The sequence below is a fragment of the Ruminococcoides sp. genome (genome assembly GCF_057037865.1).
Genome location: NZ_DBLZMS010000008.1, coordinates 98337 through 113920 on the forward strand (window position 1 = coordinate 98337; position 15584 = coordinate 113920).

At 41.6% G+C, this 15584-nt stretch carries 16 protein-coding genes and 1 other annotated feature; of the genes, 5 read left to right on the forward strand and 11 right to left on the reverse strand.

Going from position 1 to position 15584, the window contains the following annotated elements:
- Positions 1–10: 10 nt before the first annotated feature.
- Together AC2HW8_RS08320 and AC2HW8_RS08325 are read right to left on the reverse strand one after the other, a co-directional pair.
- Positions 11–1966, reverse strand: a complete 1956-nt coding sequence (locus AC2HW8_RS08320; RefSeq protein ID WP_117950680.1) for a DHH family phosphoesterase — start codon at positions 1964–1966, stop codon at positions 11–13.
- A gap of 52 nt (positions 1967–2018) precedes the next feature.
- Positions 2019–3893: a ribonuclease J gene (locus AC2HW8_RS08325; protein ID WP_483259343.1), complete on the reverse strand. Its 1875-nt coding sequence runs from the start codon at positions 3891–3893 to the stop codon at positions 2019–2021.
- 556 nt (positions 3894–4449) lie between these two features.
- On the opposite strand from AC2HW8_RS08325, the gene rnhA reads away from it, so the two are divergent.
- The 3 genes from rnhA (at position 4450) to nifU (ending at position 6605) form a co-directional block, all read left to right on the forward strand.
- Entirely contained in the window at positions 4450–4887 is a 438-nt protein-coding gene (rnhA, locus tag AC2HW8_RS08330) for a ribonuclease HI (protein WP_046431823.1), read from the forward strand.
- 29 nt (positions 4888–4916) lie between these two features.
- Positions 4917–6104, forward strand: coding sequence for a cysteine desulfurase NifS (gene nifS / locus AC2HW8_RS08335; RefSeq protein WP_215638854.1), 1188 nt, complete (start codon positions 4917–4919; stop codon positions 6102–6104).
- Between the two features lie 69 nt (positions 6105–6173).
- Positions 6174–6605, forward strand: a complete 432-nt coding sequence (nifU, locus tag AC2HW8_RS08340; protein ID WP_015523628.1) for a Fe-S cluster assembly scaffold protein NifU — start codon at positions 6174–6176, stop codon at positions 6603–6605.
- 152 nt (positions 6606–6757) lie between these two features.
- Here nifU and AC2HW8_RS08345 read toward each other — a convergent pair whose 3' ends face one another.
- The 3 genes from AC2HW8_RS08345 to AC2HW8_RS08355 form a co-directional block, all read right to left on the reverse strand.
- Positions 6758–7489 (reverse strand): tyrosine-protein phosphatase, encoded by a 732-nt coding sequence (locus AC2HW8_RS08345; RefSeq protein WP_482594158.1) that lies wholly within the window; start codon positions 7487–7489, stop codon positions 6758–6760.
- Between the two features lie 3 nt (positions 7490–7492).
- Positions 7493–8563, reverse strand: coding sequence for a 3-isopropylmalate dehydrogenase (gene leuB, locus AC2HW8_RS08350; protein WP_117837520.1), 1071 nt, complete (start codon positions 8561–8563; stop codon positions 7493–7495).
- A gap of 101 nt (positions 8564–8664) precedes the next feature.
- On the reverse strand, positions 8665–9291 hold the full coding sequence (locus AC2HW8_RS08355) for a histidine phosphatase family protein (RefSeq protein ID WP_021883356.1): 627 nt from the start codon (positions 9289–9291) through the stop codon (positions 8665–8667).
- 209 nt (positions 9292–9500) lie between these two features.
- Between AC2HW8_RS08355 and AC2HW8_RS08360 the strand changes: the two genes are divergently transcribed.
- Positions 9501–10169 carry a helix-turn-helix domain-containing protein gene (locus AC2HW8_RS08360; protein ID WP_021883357.1) on the forward strand — a complete coding sequence of 223 codons (669 nt, stop codon included), beginning with the start codon at positions 9501–9503 and terminating at the stop codon, positions 10167–10169.
- A 178-nt stretch (positions 10170–10347) separates the two neighbouring features.
- Here AC2HW8_RS08360 and AC2HW8_RS08365 read toward each other — a convergent pair whose 3' ends face one another.
- From AC2HW8_RS08365 to AC2HW8_RS08390, 6 genes are all read right to left on the reverse strand, one after another.
- Positions 10348–10695, reverse strand: coding sequence for a type II toxin-antitoxin system PemK/MazF family toxin (locus AC2HW8_RS08365; protein ID WP_021883358.1), 348 nt, complete (start codon positions 10693–10695; stop codon positions 10348–10350).
- A gap of 103 nt (positions 10696–10798) precedes the next feature.
- The gene (locus tag AC2HW8_RS08370) at positions 10799–11320 is read right to left on the reverse strand and encodes a hypothetical protein (RefSeq protein WP_484327413.1); all 522 of its coding nucleotides are present in this window, start codon (positions 11318–11320) and stop codon (positions 10799–10801) included.
- A 77-nt stretch (positions 11321–11397) separates the two neighbouring features.
- The gene (locus AC2HW8_RS08375) at positions 11398–11805 is read right to left on the reverse strand and encodes a hypothetical protein (RefSeq protein ID WP_243137878.1); all 408 of its coding nucleotides are present in this window, start codon (positions 11803–11805) and stop codon (positions 11398–11400) included.
- A 120-nt stretch (positions 11806–11925) separates the two neighbouring features.
- Positions 11926–12501 carry an HD domain-containing protein gene (locus AC2HW8_RS08380; RefSeq protein ID WP_278419268.1) on the reverse strand — a complete coding sequence of 192 codons (576 nt, stop codon included), beginning with the start codon at positions 12499–12501 and terminating at the stop codon, positions 11926–11928.
- Positions 12502–12708: 207 nt separating this feature from the next.
- Entirely contained in the window at positions 12709–13581 is an 873-nt protein-coding gene (locus AC2HW8_RS08385) for an NAD(P)H-hydrate dehydratase (protein ID WP_484327414.1), read from the reverse strand.
- Between the two features lie 4 nt (positions 13582–13585).
- Positions 13586–14128: a hypothetical protein gene (locus AC2HW8_RS08390; RefSeq protein WP_117949601.1), complete on the reverse strand. Its 543-nt coding sequence runs from the start codon at positions 14126–14128 to the stop codon at positions 13586–13588.
- 114 nt (positions 14129–14242) lie between these two features.
- Positions 14243–14479: a binding site (T-box leader), on the forward strand.
- 45 nt (positions 14480–14524) lie between these two features.
- Between AC2HW8_RS08390 and pheS the strand changes: the two genes are divergently transcribed.
- On the forward strand, positions 14525–15577 hold the full coding sequence (gene pheS / locus AC2HW8_RS08395; RefSeq protein ID WP_117950674.1) for a phenylalanine--tRNA ligase subunit alpha: 1053 nt from the start codon (positions 14525–14527) through the stop codon (positions 15575–15577).
- Positions 15578–15584 lie beyond the last annotated feature (7 nt).

Consider the following 15584-nt stretch of genomic DNA (forward strand, 5'->3'; position numbering starts at 1 on the left):
TCAACCTTTCTTACGAGTTTTCCTCATCATCAAGTGTGTTATCAATTTCAGACAGCAACTGTTGATAAGCAAGCTCTTTTGTAGTGTTTTTAAGCTGTGTCGCCGCCATGGTCTGATGACCGCCGCCGCCAAGCTTTTCCATTATAATCTGAACATTAACATTACCGTAGCTTCTTGCTGAAATGTTAATTTGACTGTTGTCTTCAAAAAGAACGAAGGATGCGTCAACGCCTTTGAGGTTGAGCATTTCATCAGCCGCCTGAGCCGACGCAAGCCTTATATCGCCGTCACCGCTCGGCGCAATCGAAATTGCACAGCCACGGTAAACATGAGCCTTGCACACAATGTCAACCTTTTCACGGTAGGTTTCGATGTTATCGGAGAACATACCCTTTACGGTGAGTGTGTTTGCACCTCTTTTTCTCAGATAAGCCGCCGCCTCAAATGTGCGCACACCTGTTTTAACGGCAAAATTCTTTGTGTCAAGTGTAATGCCTGCAAGCATTGCGTCTGCCTGAACATATGTGAGCGGAGAATCATCAAGACAGCTGATTATTTCACTGCACATTTCACAGGTGGAAGACGCCGAGGGTTCGTGACAGAACACAAGAGCGTTGTTTATGTAATCAACCGCCTTTCTGTGGTGGTCGATAATAATAACCTTTTTACATTTTTCGTAGAGCTCCGTACTTTCAAGAGAACGCTTCAGGTGCGTATCAACTATAATGAGAAGCGACTTCTGGGTAAGTCCCGAAAGAGCGGCTTCCGGAGAAATGAATATATCGGTGTCGAGTTTTTCATCAGTATATTCAATGAGCTGTTTTGCCATTGAGGTTTCTCGGTTAATGACAACCTTTGAATAACGCTTGAAAGTTTTCTCCATTATGCATTGAAGTCCGATTGCCGCACCTACGCAGTCAAGGTCGGAAAACTTGTGTCCCATAATAAAGACCTTGTCGCAGTCGGCAACAACACGGCTGATTGCGTTCGCAATAACTCTCATACGCACCTTGCTTGCTTTTTCCGCTGCGGCAACCTTTCCGCCGAAGAACTCGTATGTATTGTCTTTTTTAATGACAGCAACCTGATCGCCGCCTCTGCCCAGTGCCATTTCAAGGGCTTTCCTTGCGTTGAGCTCGCTCTCTTTGATGTTATTATAACCTCGGCAAAGACCTACCGAGATTGACGCACTGTGGTTGTTTATCGTAATTCCTCGGATAGTTTTAAGAATCGGGAACTTATCGGCTGCCATTTTTTCAACATCGGCATCTCTGAAAATTATCATATAACGGTTGTTGCCGATTTTTTTGTAAAGAGCCGAATACTGCTCAGCCCACTTTTGCAGGCAAACTTCAATATCGAGCATTGCCTCGGAAAACGACTCGTCCGAATTATCGGAAAAGTCCTCTGCATTGTCAAAAACGGCAATCGCAACGCACGGCTTGGAAGCAAGATATTCCCTTGTAATCTGCTTGTAATAGGTGTTTTCGATAAATTCACAGACAGCGCCCTCGCCTGTAGAACGGCAATAAACCGTGTATTCTCTGCCGTCAATGGCAACATCACAGCCCTCACCCTTTTTCAGACAGTCAATTTCTTTTCCCGAAAGGTAGGCTTTGATATTATCGCCCTCTGCGCCCTTTCCGCCGCACATTGCCTTGCGGAATCGTGAATTGCACCATACAATGTCACCCTGTCTGCCTATAACGGCAACAGGGCAACTGAATTTTTCAAGGTACTCTTCGTTAATACCCTTTATACTTCCGACTATATTTTTTACCGTACTTTTTACATAGCTTGTAAATCGCAATGAAGTTATAAGCACAACGGCTAAGGAAAGAACAGACACACCGAGTTCGATATAGAACACAACAGGCGAATAGTCATAGCTGACAACAGCCATGGCAAACATTATCACCGAAAAAATTATGAACCACGGTGTAAGCGTCCAATTTCTTTTTCTCATGTCAAACCTCTGTTAATAACAAAATAGCAAAAAATAAATCAGCGAATAAAACTTAAACCTCCTGAAGAATAGGAAGAATCATCGGAGCTCTCCTTGTACGCTGACCGATAAGTTTTGAAACATCATCCTTGATTCTGTTCTTAATAATGCCCCATTCGTGAACATTATTCTCTGCACAATCCTCAAGAATTGCAAGAGCGGTCTGCTTGACCTCTTCAAGAAGTCTTTCGCTCTCACGAACATATACAAATCCTCTTGAAACAATATCGGGACCGCTGATAACATGACCGTCATAAACATCAAGAGAAGCAACAATAATGATAAGTCCGTCCTGTCCGAGGTGCTTTCTGTCACGAAGAACGATACTTCCGACATCACCAACGCCAAGACCGTCAACGAACACCTTGCCTGCCTGAACAGGCGGAAGCTCTTTCATATAATCCTCGTTGATTTCAAGAACACTTCCGACATCACCGATGTAAATGTTCTTGCGTTCCATGCCGAGAAACATTGCAAGATCGGCATGTTTTCTGAGGTGTTTCTGTTCGCCGTGAACAGGGATAAAATACTTTGGCTTTACAAGCTTCTGCATGATTTTGAGTTCCTCCTGACAGGCATGACCTGAAACATGAACTTCATACATTGACTCATAAATTACCTTACAACCCTTTTTAAGAAGTTCGTCAACAACATTGCCGACTGTTTTCTCATTACCGGGAATCGGATTGGCTGAAATTATGATGAAATCGCCCTCACCGACCATTACCTTGCGGTGGTCTGAATATGCCATTCTTGAAAGCGCGCTCATCGGCTCGCCCTGACTGCCTGTTGTAACAAGAACAACCTGCTGCGGCATATACTTGTCGAGCATATCAATATCGATAAGAATATTTTCGGGAAGATGAAGATACCCGAGCTTTTGTGCAACATCCATATAGTTGACCATACTTCTGCCCGAAAAAGCAACCTTTCTTCCGTACTTTTCTGCACAGTCAATAATCTGCTGAACACGGTTTACATTTGACGCAAAAGTTGCAATTATAATTCTGTAATTTTCCGCACTCTTGAAAAGATTATCAAGGCTGTCGGATACAGTTCTTTCCGTAGGGGTGTATCCGGGTCTTTCTGCATTTGTACTCTCCGAAAGAAGTGCAAGAACACCTTCGTCGCCCACTCTTGCAAAGCTTGAAAGGTCAATCATATCACCCGTGATAGGTGTGCAGTCAATCTTGAAGTCGCCCGTGTGAACAATAGTACCGCCCGGAGTGTGAATTGCAAAAGCAACAGCATCGGGAATCGAATGGTTTACATGAATGAAGTCAATCTTCATACAACCGAGCTTTATTGACTGACCTGCATTTATTACATTAAGCTGAGATTGATTGTAAAGACTATGCTCCTTGAGCTTGTTGCCTACAAGACCGAGCGTAAGCGGTGTACCGTAAATCGGAACATTCACCTTTGAAAGAAGAAAAGGCAAACCGCCGATGTGATCCTCATGTCCGTGTGTAAGAATAATACCCTTAACTCTGTCGGCATTCTGTTCAATATATGTGAAATCCGGAATTACAAGGTCAACGCCGAGCATATCCCCGTCAGGAAATGCCATACCGCAGTCGATGATGATTATATCGTTTTCACATTCAACAAGGGTGATGTTCTTGCCTATTTCGTTAAGACCGCCGAGAAATGCAATCTTAATTGACGGCTTCTGAGCATTCTTTTTTGGATAACCCTTTGACTTTGACGGATATTTCTTTTTACTGTAATTTGACTTTCCGTTCGATTTCGGCTGAAATCCGTCATCATTTTTCTTATAGTAAGCGTTGTAGGAATTTTTACCCGAACCACTCTTTTTTGAAGCATTATTTTTAGAGTATTGCTTCACATTCTTTTTGCCTTTTGAGTACCTTGACTGTTTAAGCATAAAGTTTTCATTCCTCTTTTCTGTACTCACAAATCTACCTCCGTTTTCTGAAATATGTACTGAATAAAAGAAAAATAAATATATCAAAGACCTCTGAGCGCCCGTGAGGTCTTAATTTATTTATAAAATAAATTCTCCGTTCTGATAACGGTGAACGTCTGTATTTATAATAATATCCGCAAAATATACGAATTTTATTCCCGTAATTATGGCAACACATAGCTACCCTATCATAGTTTTTCATTTTATTTTACCGCATATCCTACTGCAATGTCAAGAAATTTTCATAACAAACACAAAATCCAAGGCTTGCAATCCGCATAACAAAGGCAATTTTATGCATAAAAATTTGAAATTTCCGTAAAATAAAACCCGTAAGCGATTTTTTAATTGCAATATTATGTATAAATTTCAAAATTTGTTCAAACACCTACCAAAGTTATCAGAATTATATCAAATAATGGGTTGCAATTGTCGTTTCAGCGTATTATAATCTATAGTGCGGATTTTAATATTTTGAATAATTAGTACACTCTGAATTAAAGGAGAATTATTTTTGAAACAAGTTGAAATTTTTACAGACGGTGCTTGCAGCGGAAATCCCGGTCCCGGCGGTTGGGGTGCTGTTTTAAGATATAACGGTCACGAAAAGGAAATTTCAGGCGGTGAGGCAAACACAACCAACAACCGTATGGAGCTTTCGGCTGTTATCAATGCACTCGCCATGCTCAAGGAGCCGTGCAAGGTAACGCTTTACAGCGACTCGCAGTATGTTTGCAACGCACTAAAACTCGGTTGGGCTAAAAAGTGGAAAGCAAACAACTGGATGCGTAATAAAAAAGAAAAGGCTTTGAACCCCGAACTTTGGGACAGGCTTCTTACCCTGTATGATACTCACGAGGTTGAAATTGTGTGGGTAAAAGGACACGCAGGTCATCCCGAAAACGAGCGTTGCGACCGACTTGCCGTTGCAGCCGCAAAACAATTTGCATAACAATAAACTTATATAAAGGTGGATATAAAATGAGATATGTTTATGCCGACAACTCGGCTACTACAGCACTTTCGCCGAAGGTGCTTGAAAAAATGATGCCATACCTCACCGAGGTTTACGGAAACCCGTCAAGCATTTATACAATCGGTGCAAAGGCAAGGGCTGCCGTAGAAACTGCAAGAGAAAACATTGCAAAGAATCTCGGTGCGGCTAACCCGAATGAAATTTACTTTACCTCAGGCGGAAGTGAATCCGACAACTGGGCGCTCAAGGGTGTTTGTCACGCTCTCAAGGCAAAGGGCAAAAAGCACATCATTACTTCAAAGTTTGAGCATCACGCTATTCTTCACACATGTGAGGCTCTTGAAAAGGAAGGCTTTGAGGTTACTTATCTTGATGTTTACGAAAACGGTATCGTTCATCCCGAGGATGTTGAAAATGCAATTCGTGAGGACACGGCTATAGTTTCGATTATGTATGCAAACAACGAAATCGGTACAATTCAGCCGATTTCAGAAATCGGTGCAATTTGCAGAAAGCACGGCGTTCTTTTCCATACAGACGCAGTTCAGGCGGCAGGTTATGTGAAGATTGATGTTCAGAAAGAAAACATTGACCTTCTTTCAATGACAGCACACAAGCTCCACGGACCGAAGGGCTGCGGTCTTCTCTACATCAGAAAAGGCGTAAGAATTGAAAACCTCATCTACGGCGGTGCTCAGGAGAGAAACAAGCGTGCCGGTACCGAAAATGTTGCAGGTATTGTCGGTCTTGATGCCGCACTTCAGCTTGCAGTTGATGGTATGGACGAAAGAAACGCAAAGCTTGAAAAGATGCGTGACAGACTTATTGATGGTCTTTTAAAGATTGAGCGTTCAAGAATCAACGGTGACAGAGTTCACAGACTCCCCGGCAATGTCAATATGTGCTTTGAGGGTATTGAGGGTGAAAGCCTTCTTTTAAGACTTGACCTCAAGGGTGTCTCGGCATCATCGGGTTCTGCTTGTACATCGGGCAGTCTTGATCCGAGTCATGTACTTCTTGCAATCGGTCTTCCCCATGAAATTGCTCACGGCAGTATGCGTCTTTCATTCTCTGACGACAATACAGAGGAAGATATTGATTATATTCTTGAAATCGTTCCCGAAATTGTTTCGTACCTCAGAAGTATGTCACCTCTTTGGGAAAAGATTAAAAAGCAGGAAGCTCAGGGTTGATTGACAACCCGTTAAAATTCGTATAAAATTGAATAGATATTCGGCAACAATATATTCAGGAGGATTAAAATGGCTTATTCGGAAAAAGTAATGGATCATTTCGCTAATCCGAGAAATGTAGGCGAAATTGAAAACGCAGACGGCATCGGCGAGGTCGGTAACTCAAAATGCGGCGATATTATGAAAATGTACATTAAGGTTGATAACGATATCATCACAGATGTAAAATTTAAAACATTCGGTTGCGGTGCGGCTATTGCAACAAGCAGTATGGCAACAGAGCTTATCAAGGGCAAGTCAATCAATGACGCTCTCAAGCTCACAAACAAGGCGGTTATGGAGGCTCTTGACGGACTTCCGCCTGTCAAGGTTCACTGCTCTGTTCTTGCAGAACAGGCAATCAAGGCAGCCGTTTCGGACTACTACAAAAGAAGAGGCGTTGATCCCGAGCCAATCGTGGGCAATGTTCCCGAATGTGACAGCTGTGGCTGTGAAGGCTGATTAACTTAAAATCATACATCTGCCCGACTGCGTAAAAGTCGGGCATTTTTTTGCTCCCGATTATACCGTAGAATCAGTTGCACAAAAAAACGATTGAAATCCGAAAGGAAATCAATCGTTTTTTATTTGTGTGATTATTATTTTGCAATATATCAGCCGATTGCGGCATTAAAGATTTTTTCGCTGTTTTTCATCAATCTGTCAACCGCCTGCTGACCGCATTTTTTGGCAATACATTCGATTGCGTCGGAATAAAGCTCAGGTGTATTATGATTGAGTGAATGTGCGTCCGTACCGATAATGTCGATAAGTCCTGCACCTACAAGCTTTAACATTCTGCGGCGTTTCATCATTGGAGCTTTCTTTGTGTAATTTGAAATATTTGTCTGAATAACAACACCGAGCCGTTTTAAATCTTCAATCACATCAGGATTGTCAACAAGAAAGCTGTAACGCTCAACATGAGGAATTACGGGAATAAGTCCCTGTTCGCTCATAAGCCTGTCGAGCATTTCATACGAATTGTCCGAAAATGTTGCATTATACGGAAACTCAGTGAGAATATAGTTTGAATTTCCGTAGTTTATACCTTTGATATTTTCATTGTTGAAAAGATACTTTGTAACATAAACCTCTGTTCCGAGAACGATATTCATACCGTTCGGAATGTGCGGCTTGAATTTTTCAAACTTTTCCGCCCTCTCGGCAATAAAATCTTCAAGGCTGATTTCATTTGTATAAAAATGAGGTGTAAGACAAACATTCGTTACTCCCTGATTTTTAAGACAGGAGAGCAACTCCAGACTGTCCTCAACCGTTTTTGCACCGTCATCTATACCCGGAAGAATATGAGAGTGCATATCGAAAAGCTGCATACCGTTCACCAATTAAAGTGCCTCACAAACACGGTCGCCCATTTCGTCACAGCCAACCTTTGTGAAACCCTCTTCATAGATATCGGGCGTACGGTAGGTTTCAAGAACCTTTGCAACAGCTGCCTCAATTGCGTCTGCCGCCTCGCTCTGATCAAGTGAATAACGGAGCATCATTGCAACAGAAAGAATTGTAGCAAGAGGATTTGCAATATTCTGACCCGCAATGTCAGGAGCAGAACCGTGGATAGGCTCATAAAGACCGAGCTTGCTGCCCGAAAGGCTTGCAGATGCGAGCATACCGATTGAGCCGGCAATCATTGATGCCTCGTCAGAAAGAATATCACCGAAGATATTTGATGTGAGAATAACATCAAACTGACGGGGATTTCTTACAAGCTGCATAGCGCAGTTGTCAACATACATATGGTTAAGCTCAACCTCGGGATAATCCTCGGCAACTCTCTTAACTGTTTCTCTCCAAAGTCTTGAAGACTCAAGAACATTTGCCTTATCAACGCTTGTGAGCTTTTTATTTCTCTTCATAGCAAGGTCAAAAGCAACTCTTGCAATTCTCTCAACCTCACCGACTGTGTACATTTCCGTATCCCAAGCCGCAGGCTGACCGTTAACTTCTTTTCTGCCTCTTTCGCCAAAGTAGATACCGCCTGTAAGCTCACGAACAATCATAACATCGAGGTTGCCGCCGATAATTTCATCCTTGATAGGTGATGCACTCTTGAGCGGTCCGAAAATAACCGACGGACGAAGATTTGCGAAAAGTCCGAGTGCGCCTCTGATACCGAGAAGTCCTGCCTCGGGACGGTTGTTACCCGGCTGTGAATCCCACTTAGGACCGCCTACCGCACCGAGAAGCACGCTGTCCGACGCCTTACACTTTGCAACTGTTTCATCGGGGAGCGGAACGCCTGTTGCATCAATAGCACAACCGCCGAGAAGTGCCTCGTCATATGTAACGCCAAAACCAAATTTTTCAGCGGCACAATCAAGAACCTTTACAGCCTGATTTACGATTTCAGGACCGATACCGTCGCCCTTTAAAAGAGTAATTTTATAATCTGCCATTTTTATATCTCCTTAATCAATTGTTTATCAATGGATATTATCCCACAATATACGGCAAAAGATTGTAAACTGTGCTACAATTCTGCCAAAGTTTCAAAAAATCAGTCATTCTCCGACGGAAGCGGAATCGTCTGAAAAACTTCACAGACTTTGTCCCTCTGCCAAAGTACGGGAGTAACTCTGAGTGAGTAGCCGAAACCGTTGTCCATTGTCCATTCAAACGGTTTTGCCTGCGGAAGTCCGTAGACTGCAAGCAAGGTCATAATAACACCGCCGTGAGTGACAATTACACTTTCGGTTGTGCCTGTTTTCATAAGTCCCTCAACAATGCTTTCAAACATTTTGCATACTCTGCGTGTAAAATCGGCATTGCTCTCCCCCCTCGGAGGTTTTACGGAAGAATCGCCTGCAAGCCACTTTTTAAAATCGGGATCGTTTTTCAGCTCATCGGCAGTTTTGCCCTCCCATTCACCGAAATTACATTCGGAAAGGTTGTCGATAACAAGCGGATTTTGTTCGGGATAAAGAATTTTTGCGGTTTCGGTACAACGCTTTAACGGACTTGTGAACACAACCTGCGTACCCGGATATTTGTACTCATAATCGAGTTTTCTCAAATCCATTCTGCCCCTGTCGGAAAGCGGAGCGTCTGTTGTTCCGATATATTTCCCCGCAAGTGTATCATCAATCGAACCGTGTCTTATAAAATGAATTATATATGATTTCATAGCTTCTCCCATAAACCGACTTTCAGCAAATCGGCACTTGATTATTTACAAAAAGTAAATTTTGTATTATACTGTCTGTATAGAAAGTATATTGCTGTAAATGCTTTCAATGCACTAACTATGCACTATATATTATTAGAGCAAATTCTGCTTTGCTTTTTCTGACAATCAAGTTAATTATACTATCTTTAAAAATGAGGTGTCAAGTCTTGAACAAAGATTTTCCGAGAATTATAACATTTCTTCGTAAAGAAAGAGGTTTGAGTCAAAAACAGGTTGCAGGCGATATGGGAATTTCGCAGGCACTTTTGTCACATTATGAAAAGGGAATCCGTGAATGCGGTCTTGATTTTCTCGTAAAAACAGCCGAATACTACGGTGTTTCAACCGATTATCTTCTCGGCAGAACCGTACAGAGAAATTTCACAGCCGATCCTTTTGAGGCTGCCGAAGAAGAGGTTGTCATCAATACCGAAAAAGGCAGTATGATCAATAAAATAAACCGCAGTCTTTTGATGAACACCACCTCGGTAATCTATGATTTGCTTGCAAAAATCGGCAACAAGCACCTTACAAACGCAGTCAGCAACTACCTTATGAGTGCCGAATATGTAATTTTCCGCACAATTTATAATTCCGAAAAAAATAACTCGCAAACTATGTTTTCGCTTGATAAGAACCGCTACAGAAATCTCACGGACGCATCAATGATTCTTGACCTTGAAATCATCAACGAACTTATTGAAAATGATAAGCTTACCCTCACCCTCTCCCCCGATGTCATTTCGGTATGTTTTGAAAAAGATGCCCCGTCACTATTCAACCTAATTCAATATTCCGAAAGAAACATAAAAAATGTCTATGCAGGAAAAAGGTGATTTTTAACTCTTTTTCAGAATAACAAGTTTACTTTCGTGCTACATATATGCTTATAATGTAGCATAAAAATAACACAACAAACAAAGGTCGGTTGGCTTGGAGTTTTTCTCAAGCTGAACCGACCGTTTTGTTGTCTGTTTATTTTCTTTTATAGCATTATCCGTATGTAATGCGGAATTATGCGTTAAGACCGAACGAGATTGATATTGCGTTATTTATTTCGTTCATAGAATTTTCATCAACAGTACCCATTTTTTCTTTGAGCCGTTTTTTGTCGATTGTTCGTACCTGTTCAAGCAGAACAACGCTGTCTTTGGCGAGTCCCGAGCTGTCGGCGTGCAATGGAATGTGGGTAGGCAAATTTGCCTTTGACTGCTGACTTGTAATTGCGGCGGCGATTACAGTCGGACTGAATCGGTTGCCGACATTATTCTGAACAATAAGCACAGGTCTGATTCCGCCCTGCTCCGAACCTACAACGGGACTCAGGTCGGCATAATAAATATCTCCTCTTCGTATATTCAAGGCTTTCACGCTCCAAATAATTGTTTACTTGTATTTTTGCCTTTCCAAAAGCTTTTATACAGCTATTACATAATATTTTTGAGCGTAAAATTTGTGAATCGGTTCAGTCGTTTGCATCTTTCACATCGGAAAGCACCATTTCGTAATCTTCGCCGTCAACGCTGATTTTGCTTATACAACCCTTTGAATTTGTGCTGACAACGGCTTTGCCGAACGCTGAATCAAGTCTGTATGTACACACATCTTCGCACTTCCCCTCAAAAACCGCCCTGCCGTCTGCAATTCCGTATAAAATTTCTTTTGTAATATTCGGGAAACTGCTTTCGGGAATGTACGCTTCATCGGCGGAGCAAATCATATTCTCCCTTGAAATTTCAAGATCAGAACCCTTATATGTAACCGACAAACCGCTGACCGTGTTCGGAGAATCAAGCGAAATATTGATGAGCTTTTTGCCGCTTGCCGACAGCTTTCCCGTGATGTTCATTTTTCTGTATTCACAGCTGAAATCGGCAATAAACGAGGATTTCGGAGAAAGATTTTCCTGCACTTCATCACACCCCGTAATGACAAAAACAGGCATAACAAAAAGGACACATAATGCAATCAAGATTTTCCGTGCCATAAGACACCTCCCGATACATTATATGTCCTGTGAATTTTTTAATACATTGTACAAATAAGTGATTAATGCATTTTATCTTAATATCCGTGATCAATATGCTGCCATTTTCCGCCTTTTGTTCTGACTAAAATCCAGTTCCAGTTATTATATGTGGAATTCGGATTTAATGATCCGTCGCCGCCTGATGAATCAACATCAAATGAAGATAACAGCACAATAACTTCATCTGCATTGTTCCTGTCGGCAAATTCCTGAAAATCGGTGCAGTAATCATCTCCTGCATAATAAATTTCCGTGAGGGTACAGCCGTTCCAATTGGCGTCGAACTCTTTTTCAATAGTATCAACAGCAGAGTTAATATCATCTGCGGAATAGATTTCAGAATCCACATCGTGAGTCTTCACTTTGCTTATATCTCCTCCGCAGGCACTCAAACCGATAACAAGAAATACACACATAACTAAACATAAAATTTTCTTCATCATTACTCCTTTCAAAATCGTCATCATTTTGACAACTTTTTATCGCAAAAAGATTCCCGTTTCTTACTTGTATTTTAAATCAAAAACCGCAACGCTTTTTATTCTTATAAAGGATAATTCAACTTACGATTGATTAACTGTTTTGTATATATTATTTCCTGTTTTTTTCTCAAAATAATTTTTTAATCTTATGTTTGAATTCCATTTTTCTTGTGGGTAATAACCATATCTTTGTTTTACATCTCTCATACGATCTTCAATATTCAACACCCCGTCACTGCCTGCCAATGCATCGCATAACTGAATTAATTTGTCATAATCATCCATATTCACTTTAGCAAGAGCAGTTTCTATCAATTCAAGTTCTTCATCAGAAACATCGAATTTACCAATGTATTCCTTTACGGTTGAATTATTAAACGAATGTGTCAGGCAAATTTTTGCGACCTCATCATATCCCAATGACATCATGTATGTATATCCGTCATAAACATGACCTAAATGCCTAACACCAAACTTTCTGCCAATATCATGGAGTAACCCTAATATGTATGCCTTTTCCGAATCCAAATTTTCACATAATTCCGCAATCTTTTCAGCGCATTTTGCTGTAATGCGACTGTGATTTACCCAAGGACCCGAATTACATTGTTCAGCTTCTTCTAATATTTTTTCAGCTTCCGCTCTTGTTGGCATCATTTTTATTCGCCTCCATAAACAGAGTTATATGCAAAACATTACCTCACACTAGTGCATAAAAGTAATTTTGTGACATTTATATAATCTGACTTAATATAAATTTTGAGTTGTTACTTGCGGGTGGATAATATCCGCCACTACAAAATCGTCATCATTTTGACAACTTTTTTTCGCAAAAAGATTCCTGTTTCTTACTTGTATTTTAAATCAAAAACCGCAACGCTTATATGCAAGTGGGATACAATTTATCAGGTCTGTGGGGAGCATTGAGATTTTGCCGTATTTTTCGGCGGCAATGTCGCCTGCAAGGCCGTGGAGATATACTGCCGCTGCGGCTGATGAAAACGCACTTGCGCCCTGTGCAAGAATTGATGCGGTCATTCCTGCAAGCACATCACCGCTGCCGCCTGTTGCCATTCCCGAATTGCCTGTCGGGTTCACAAGCACCTTGCCGTTTGGAGAGGCAATTACCGTTCCCGCTCCTTTGAGAACGGTTACAACACCGTACTTTTGTGCAAAATCGAGGGCAACTCTCTCCCTTTCCGCATTTACAAGCGGAGTTGCAAGACCTGTAAGTCTTGACATTTCGCCCGGGTGAGGAGTAATTATAATCGGCGCATTTTTCCTTAAAAGAATTTCAGGCTGTTTTGCAACACAATTGAGTGCATCTGCGTCAAGCACAAGCGGTGTTGTGGAATTTTCTATTAAAGAAAATACAATTTTTAATGTATCGTCGCACACACCGAGTCCGCAACCGACAAGAGTTGCAGAGGATTTGCACGATTCGCTGACTAAAAACGGAACATTTACCTTTGAGATTCTGCCGTCTGCATTTTCGCTGAGAGGATAGTAAACGCTCTCAAGAATCGTTTGGGCAACAATCGGGTAAATACTTCTCGGCAAGGCACATTTTGCAAGACCTATGCCCGTTCTTAACGCACCCTTTGCCGACATAACCGCCGCCCCTGCCATTCCGTAGCTTCCGCAAACGCAGAGCAATGAACCCAGAGTTCCCTTGTTTGCATCATCGGGGCGTTCAAAAATTGCACTTTTTACAACATTTACATCTGTTACTGTCATACAATCAACTCATTTTTCTTTTATAGAATAACTGAACCACAATATTCTTGTTGAGGTGCGGTTTCATACCGTTGAGAATATCCTCGTTCGGAGTAAAAACAAGAAGACATCTGCCGTATGCAGGACTGTTGAAAACAGCGAAATAGTTTTCGTCCTTGGAGTCAATATCTCTTGCGGCGATAAAAGTTTTGAGAAACCTCATCTTCTTGATTTCGGTATCGTCTTTTTCAAGTCTTTCAATCTCGTTAATCTGAACCTTGCACATGGTTTTTCTTTTGCGCAATGCAACAACCTTTGCAATTTCAAGCTCATTGCCCGAAACCGAATATTCAAAATCGACTTTCTGAATACTGAACACATACCAAACAGCATAAATTCCGCCTACAAACACGAAAAAAGCCACATAGATAAGATATGCAATTGTTGCAAAAGCAAGTAAAAACAATGTTGTCGGCACTAAAATAAGCAAAAGCACCGAAACAATTTTTATAATCAGATTTTTAGGTTTGTTAACCCGTCTTACAACCTGTTCGTTAAAATTATTCAATGTATTTTCTCCTTTTTGATTGATATTTCATATGATATCACAGGCTGTTGTTTTTTTCAACAAAAGATACAAAAACTCTTGCAAAAAAAATGTTTTGGTGTTATCATAGAAAAAGATAACATGATGACGAAGAAAGTAGCGTTTGCGTTATACCGTCAAAGAGAATGTGTGCCGGGGCTGAAAGCATACAACGGTGTTGCAGGTGTGAAGTTCCCTTCCGAGTGGTGAGGTTGAAATTTTCAGTAGATCTCAACGGCTGACTCCGTTACAGGTTGTGAAAGTGTCTGCTTTCGGGAGTGTTTGCTTTGATGCAAAAATCAGGGTGGTACCACGGATTATTTCGTCCCTGCGTAATTGATTTTACGCAGGGCTTTATTATTTTTACGGAGGTAATTTATGAACGAGAAATTATTAAGTTTAAAAGACGAAATCAAGTCAAGACTCGGCGAAACACAAGATTTGACCGACCTTGATAAAATCAGAGTTGCTTACCTTGGCAAAAAGGGCAGCATCACGGCTCTTTTAAAGGGTATGAAAGACCTTCCCAACGAGGAAAGAAAAACTTTCGGTGCTGAGGTAAACAAGCTCAAGGCACAGGCCGCACAGCTTATTGAAGAAAGACTTGCGGAACTTAAAGAAAAGGAAATTCAGCGTGAAATCGCCTTGATGCCGCAGTTTGACATTACATCGCCTGTTGCGCTTGCAAGGGGTTCTTATCACCCAATCACCCTTGTTCAGAGAGAATGCGAAAAGATTTTCTCATCAATGGGATTTAACATTGAGGACTACTCCGAAATCGTAACCGACTACGAATGCTTTGAGGCTCTTAACATTCCGAAGCACCACCCCGCAAGAGATATGCAGGACACTTACTACCTTGACAACGGTCAGCTTTTAAAGTCACACACATCAGCCGCACAGAACGCAATTCTTAAAAAGTACGGCAAGGGACTTATTGAAAACGGCACCCCTATAAAAGCCATCTTCCCCGGCAGATGCTTCAGAAACGAGGCTACGGACGCTTGTCACGAAAACACATTTTTCCAGATGGAAGGCGTTATGGTTGACAAGGACATTTCAATTTCAAACCTTATCTACTTTATGAAAACAATGCTTTCCGAGGTATTCAAAAAGGATATCAAGGTAAGACTTCGCCCCGGCTTTTTCCCATTCGTTGAACCGGGTTTTGAACTCGACATCAGCTGTCTTATCTGCGGCGGCGAGGGTTGTCCGTCATGTAAGCACAGCGGTTGGCTTGAGCTATGCCCCTGCGGTATGATTCATCCCAATGTTCTGCGTGAGGGCGGAATTGATCCCGAAAAATACACAGGCTTTGCGTTTGGTCTCGGTCTTACAAGACTTGCAATGATGAAGTACGGAATCAAAGATATCCGTGACCTTAACAGCGGCAGTCTTAAAGCACTTTCACAGTTTACTGATGACGAATAAGAGAGGA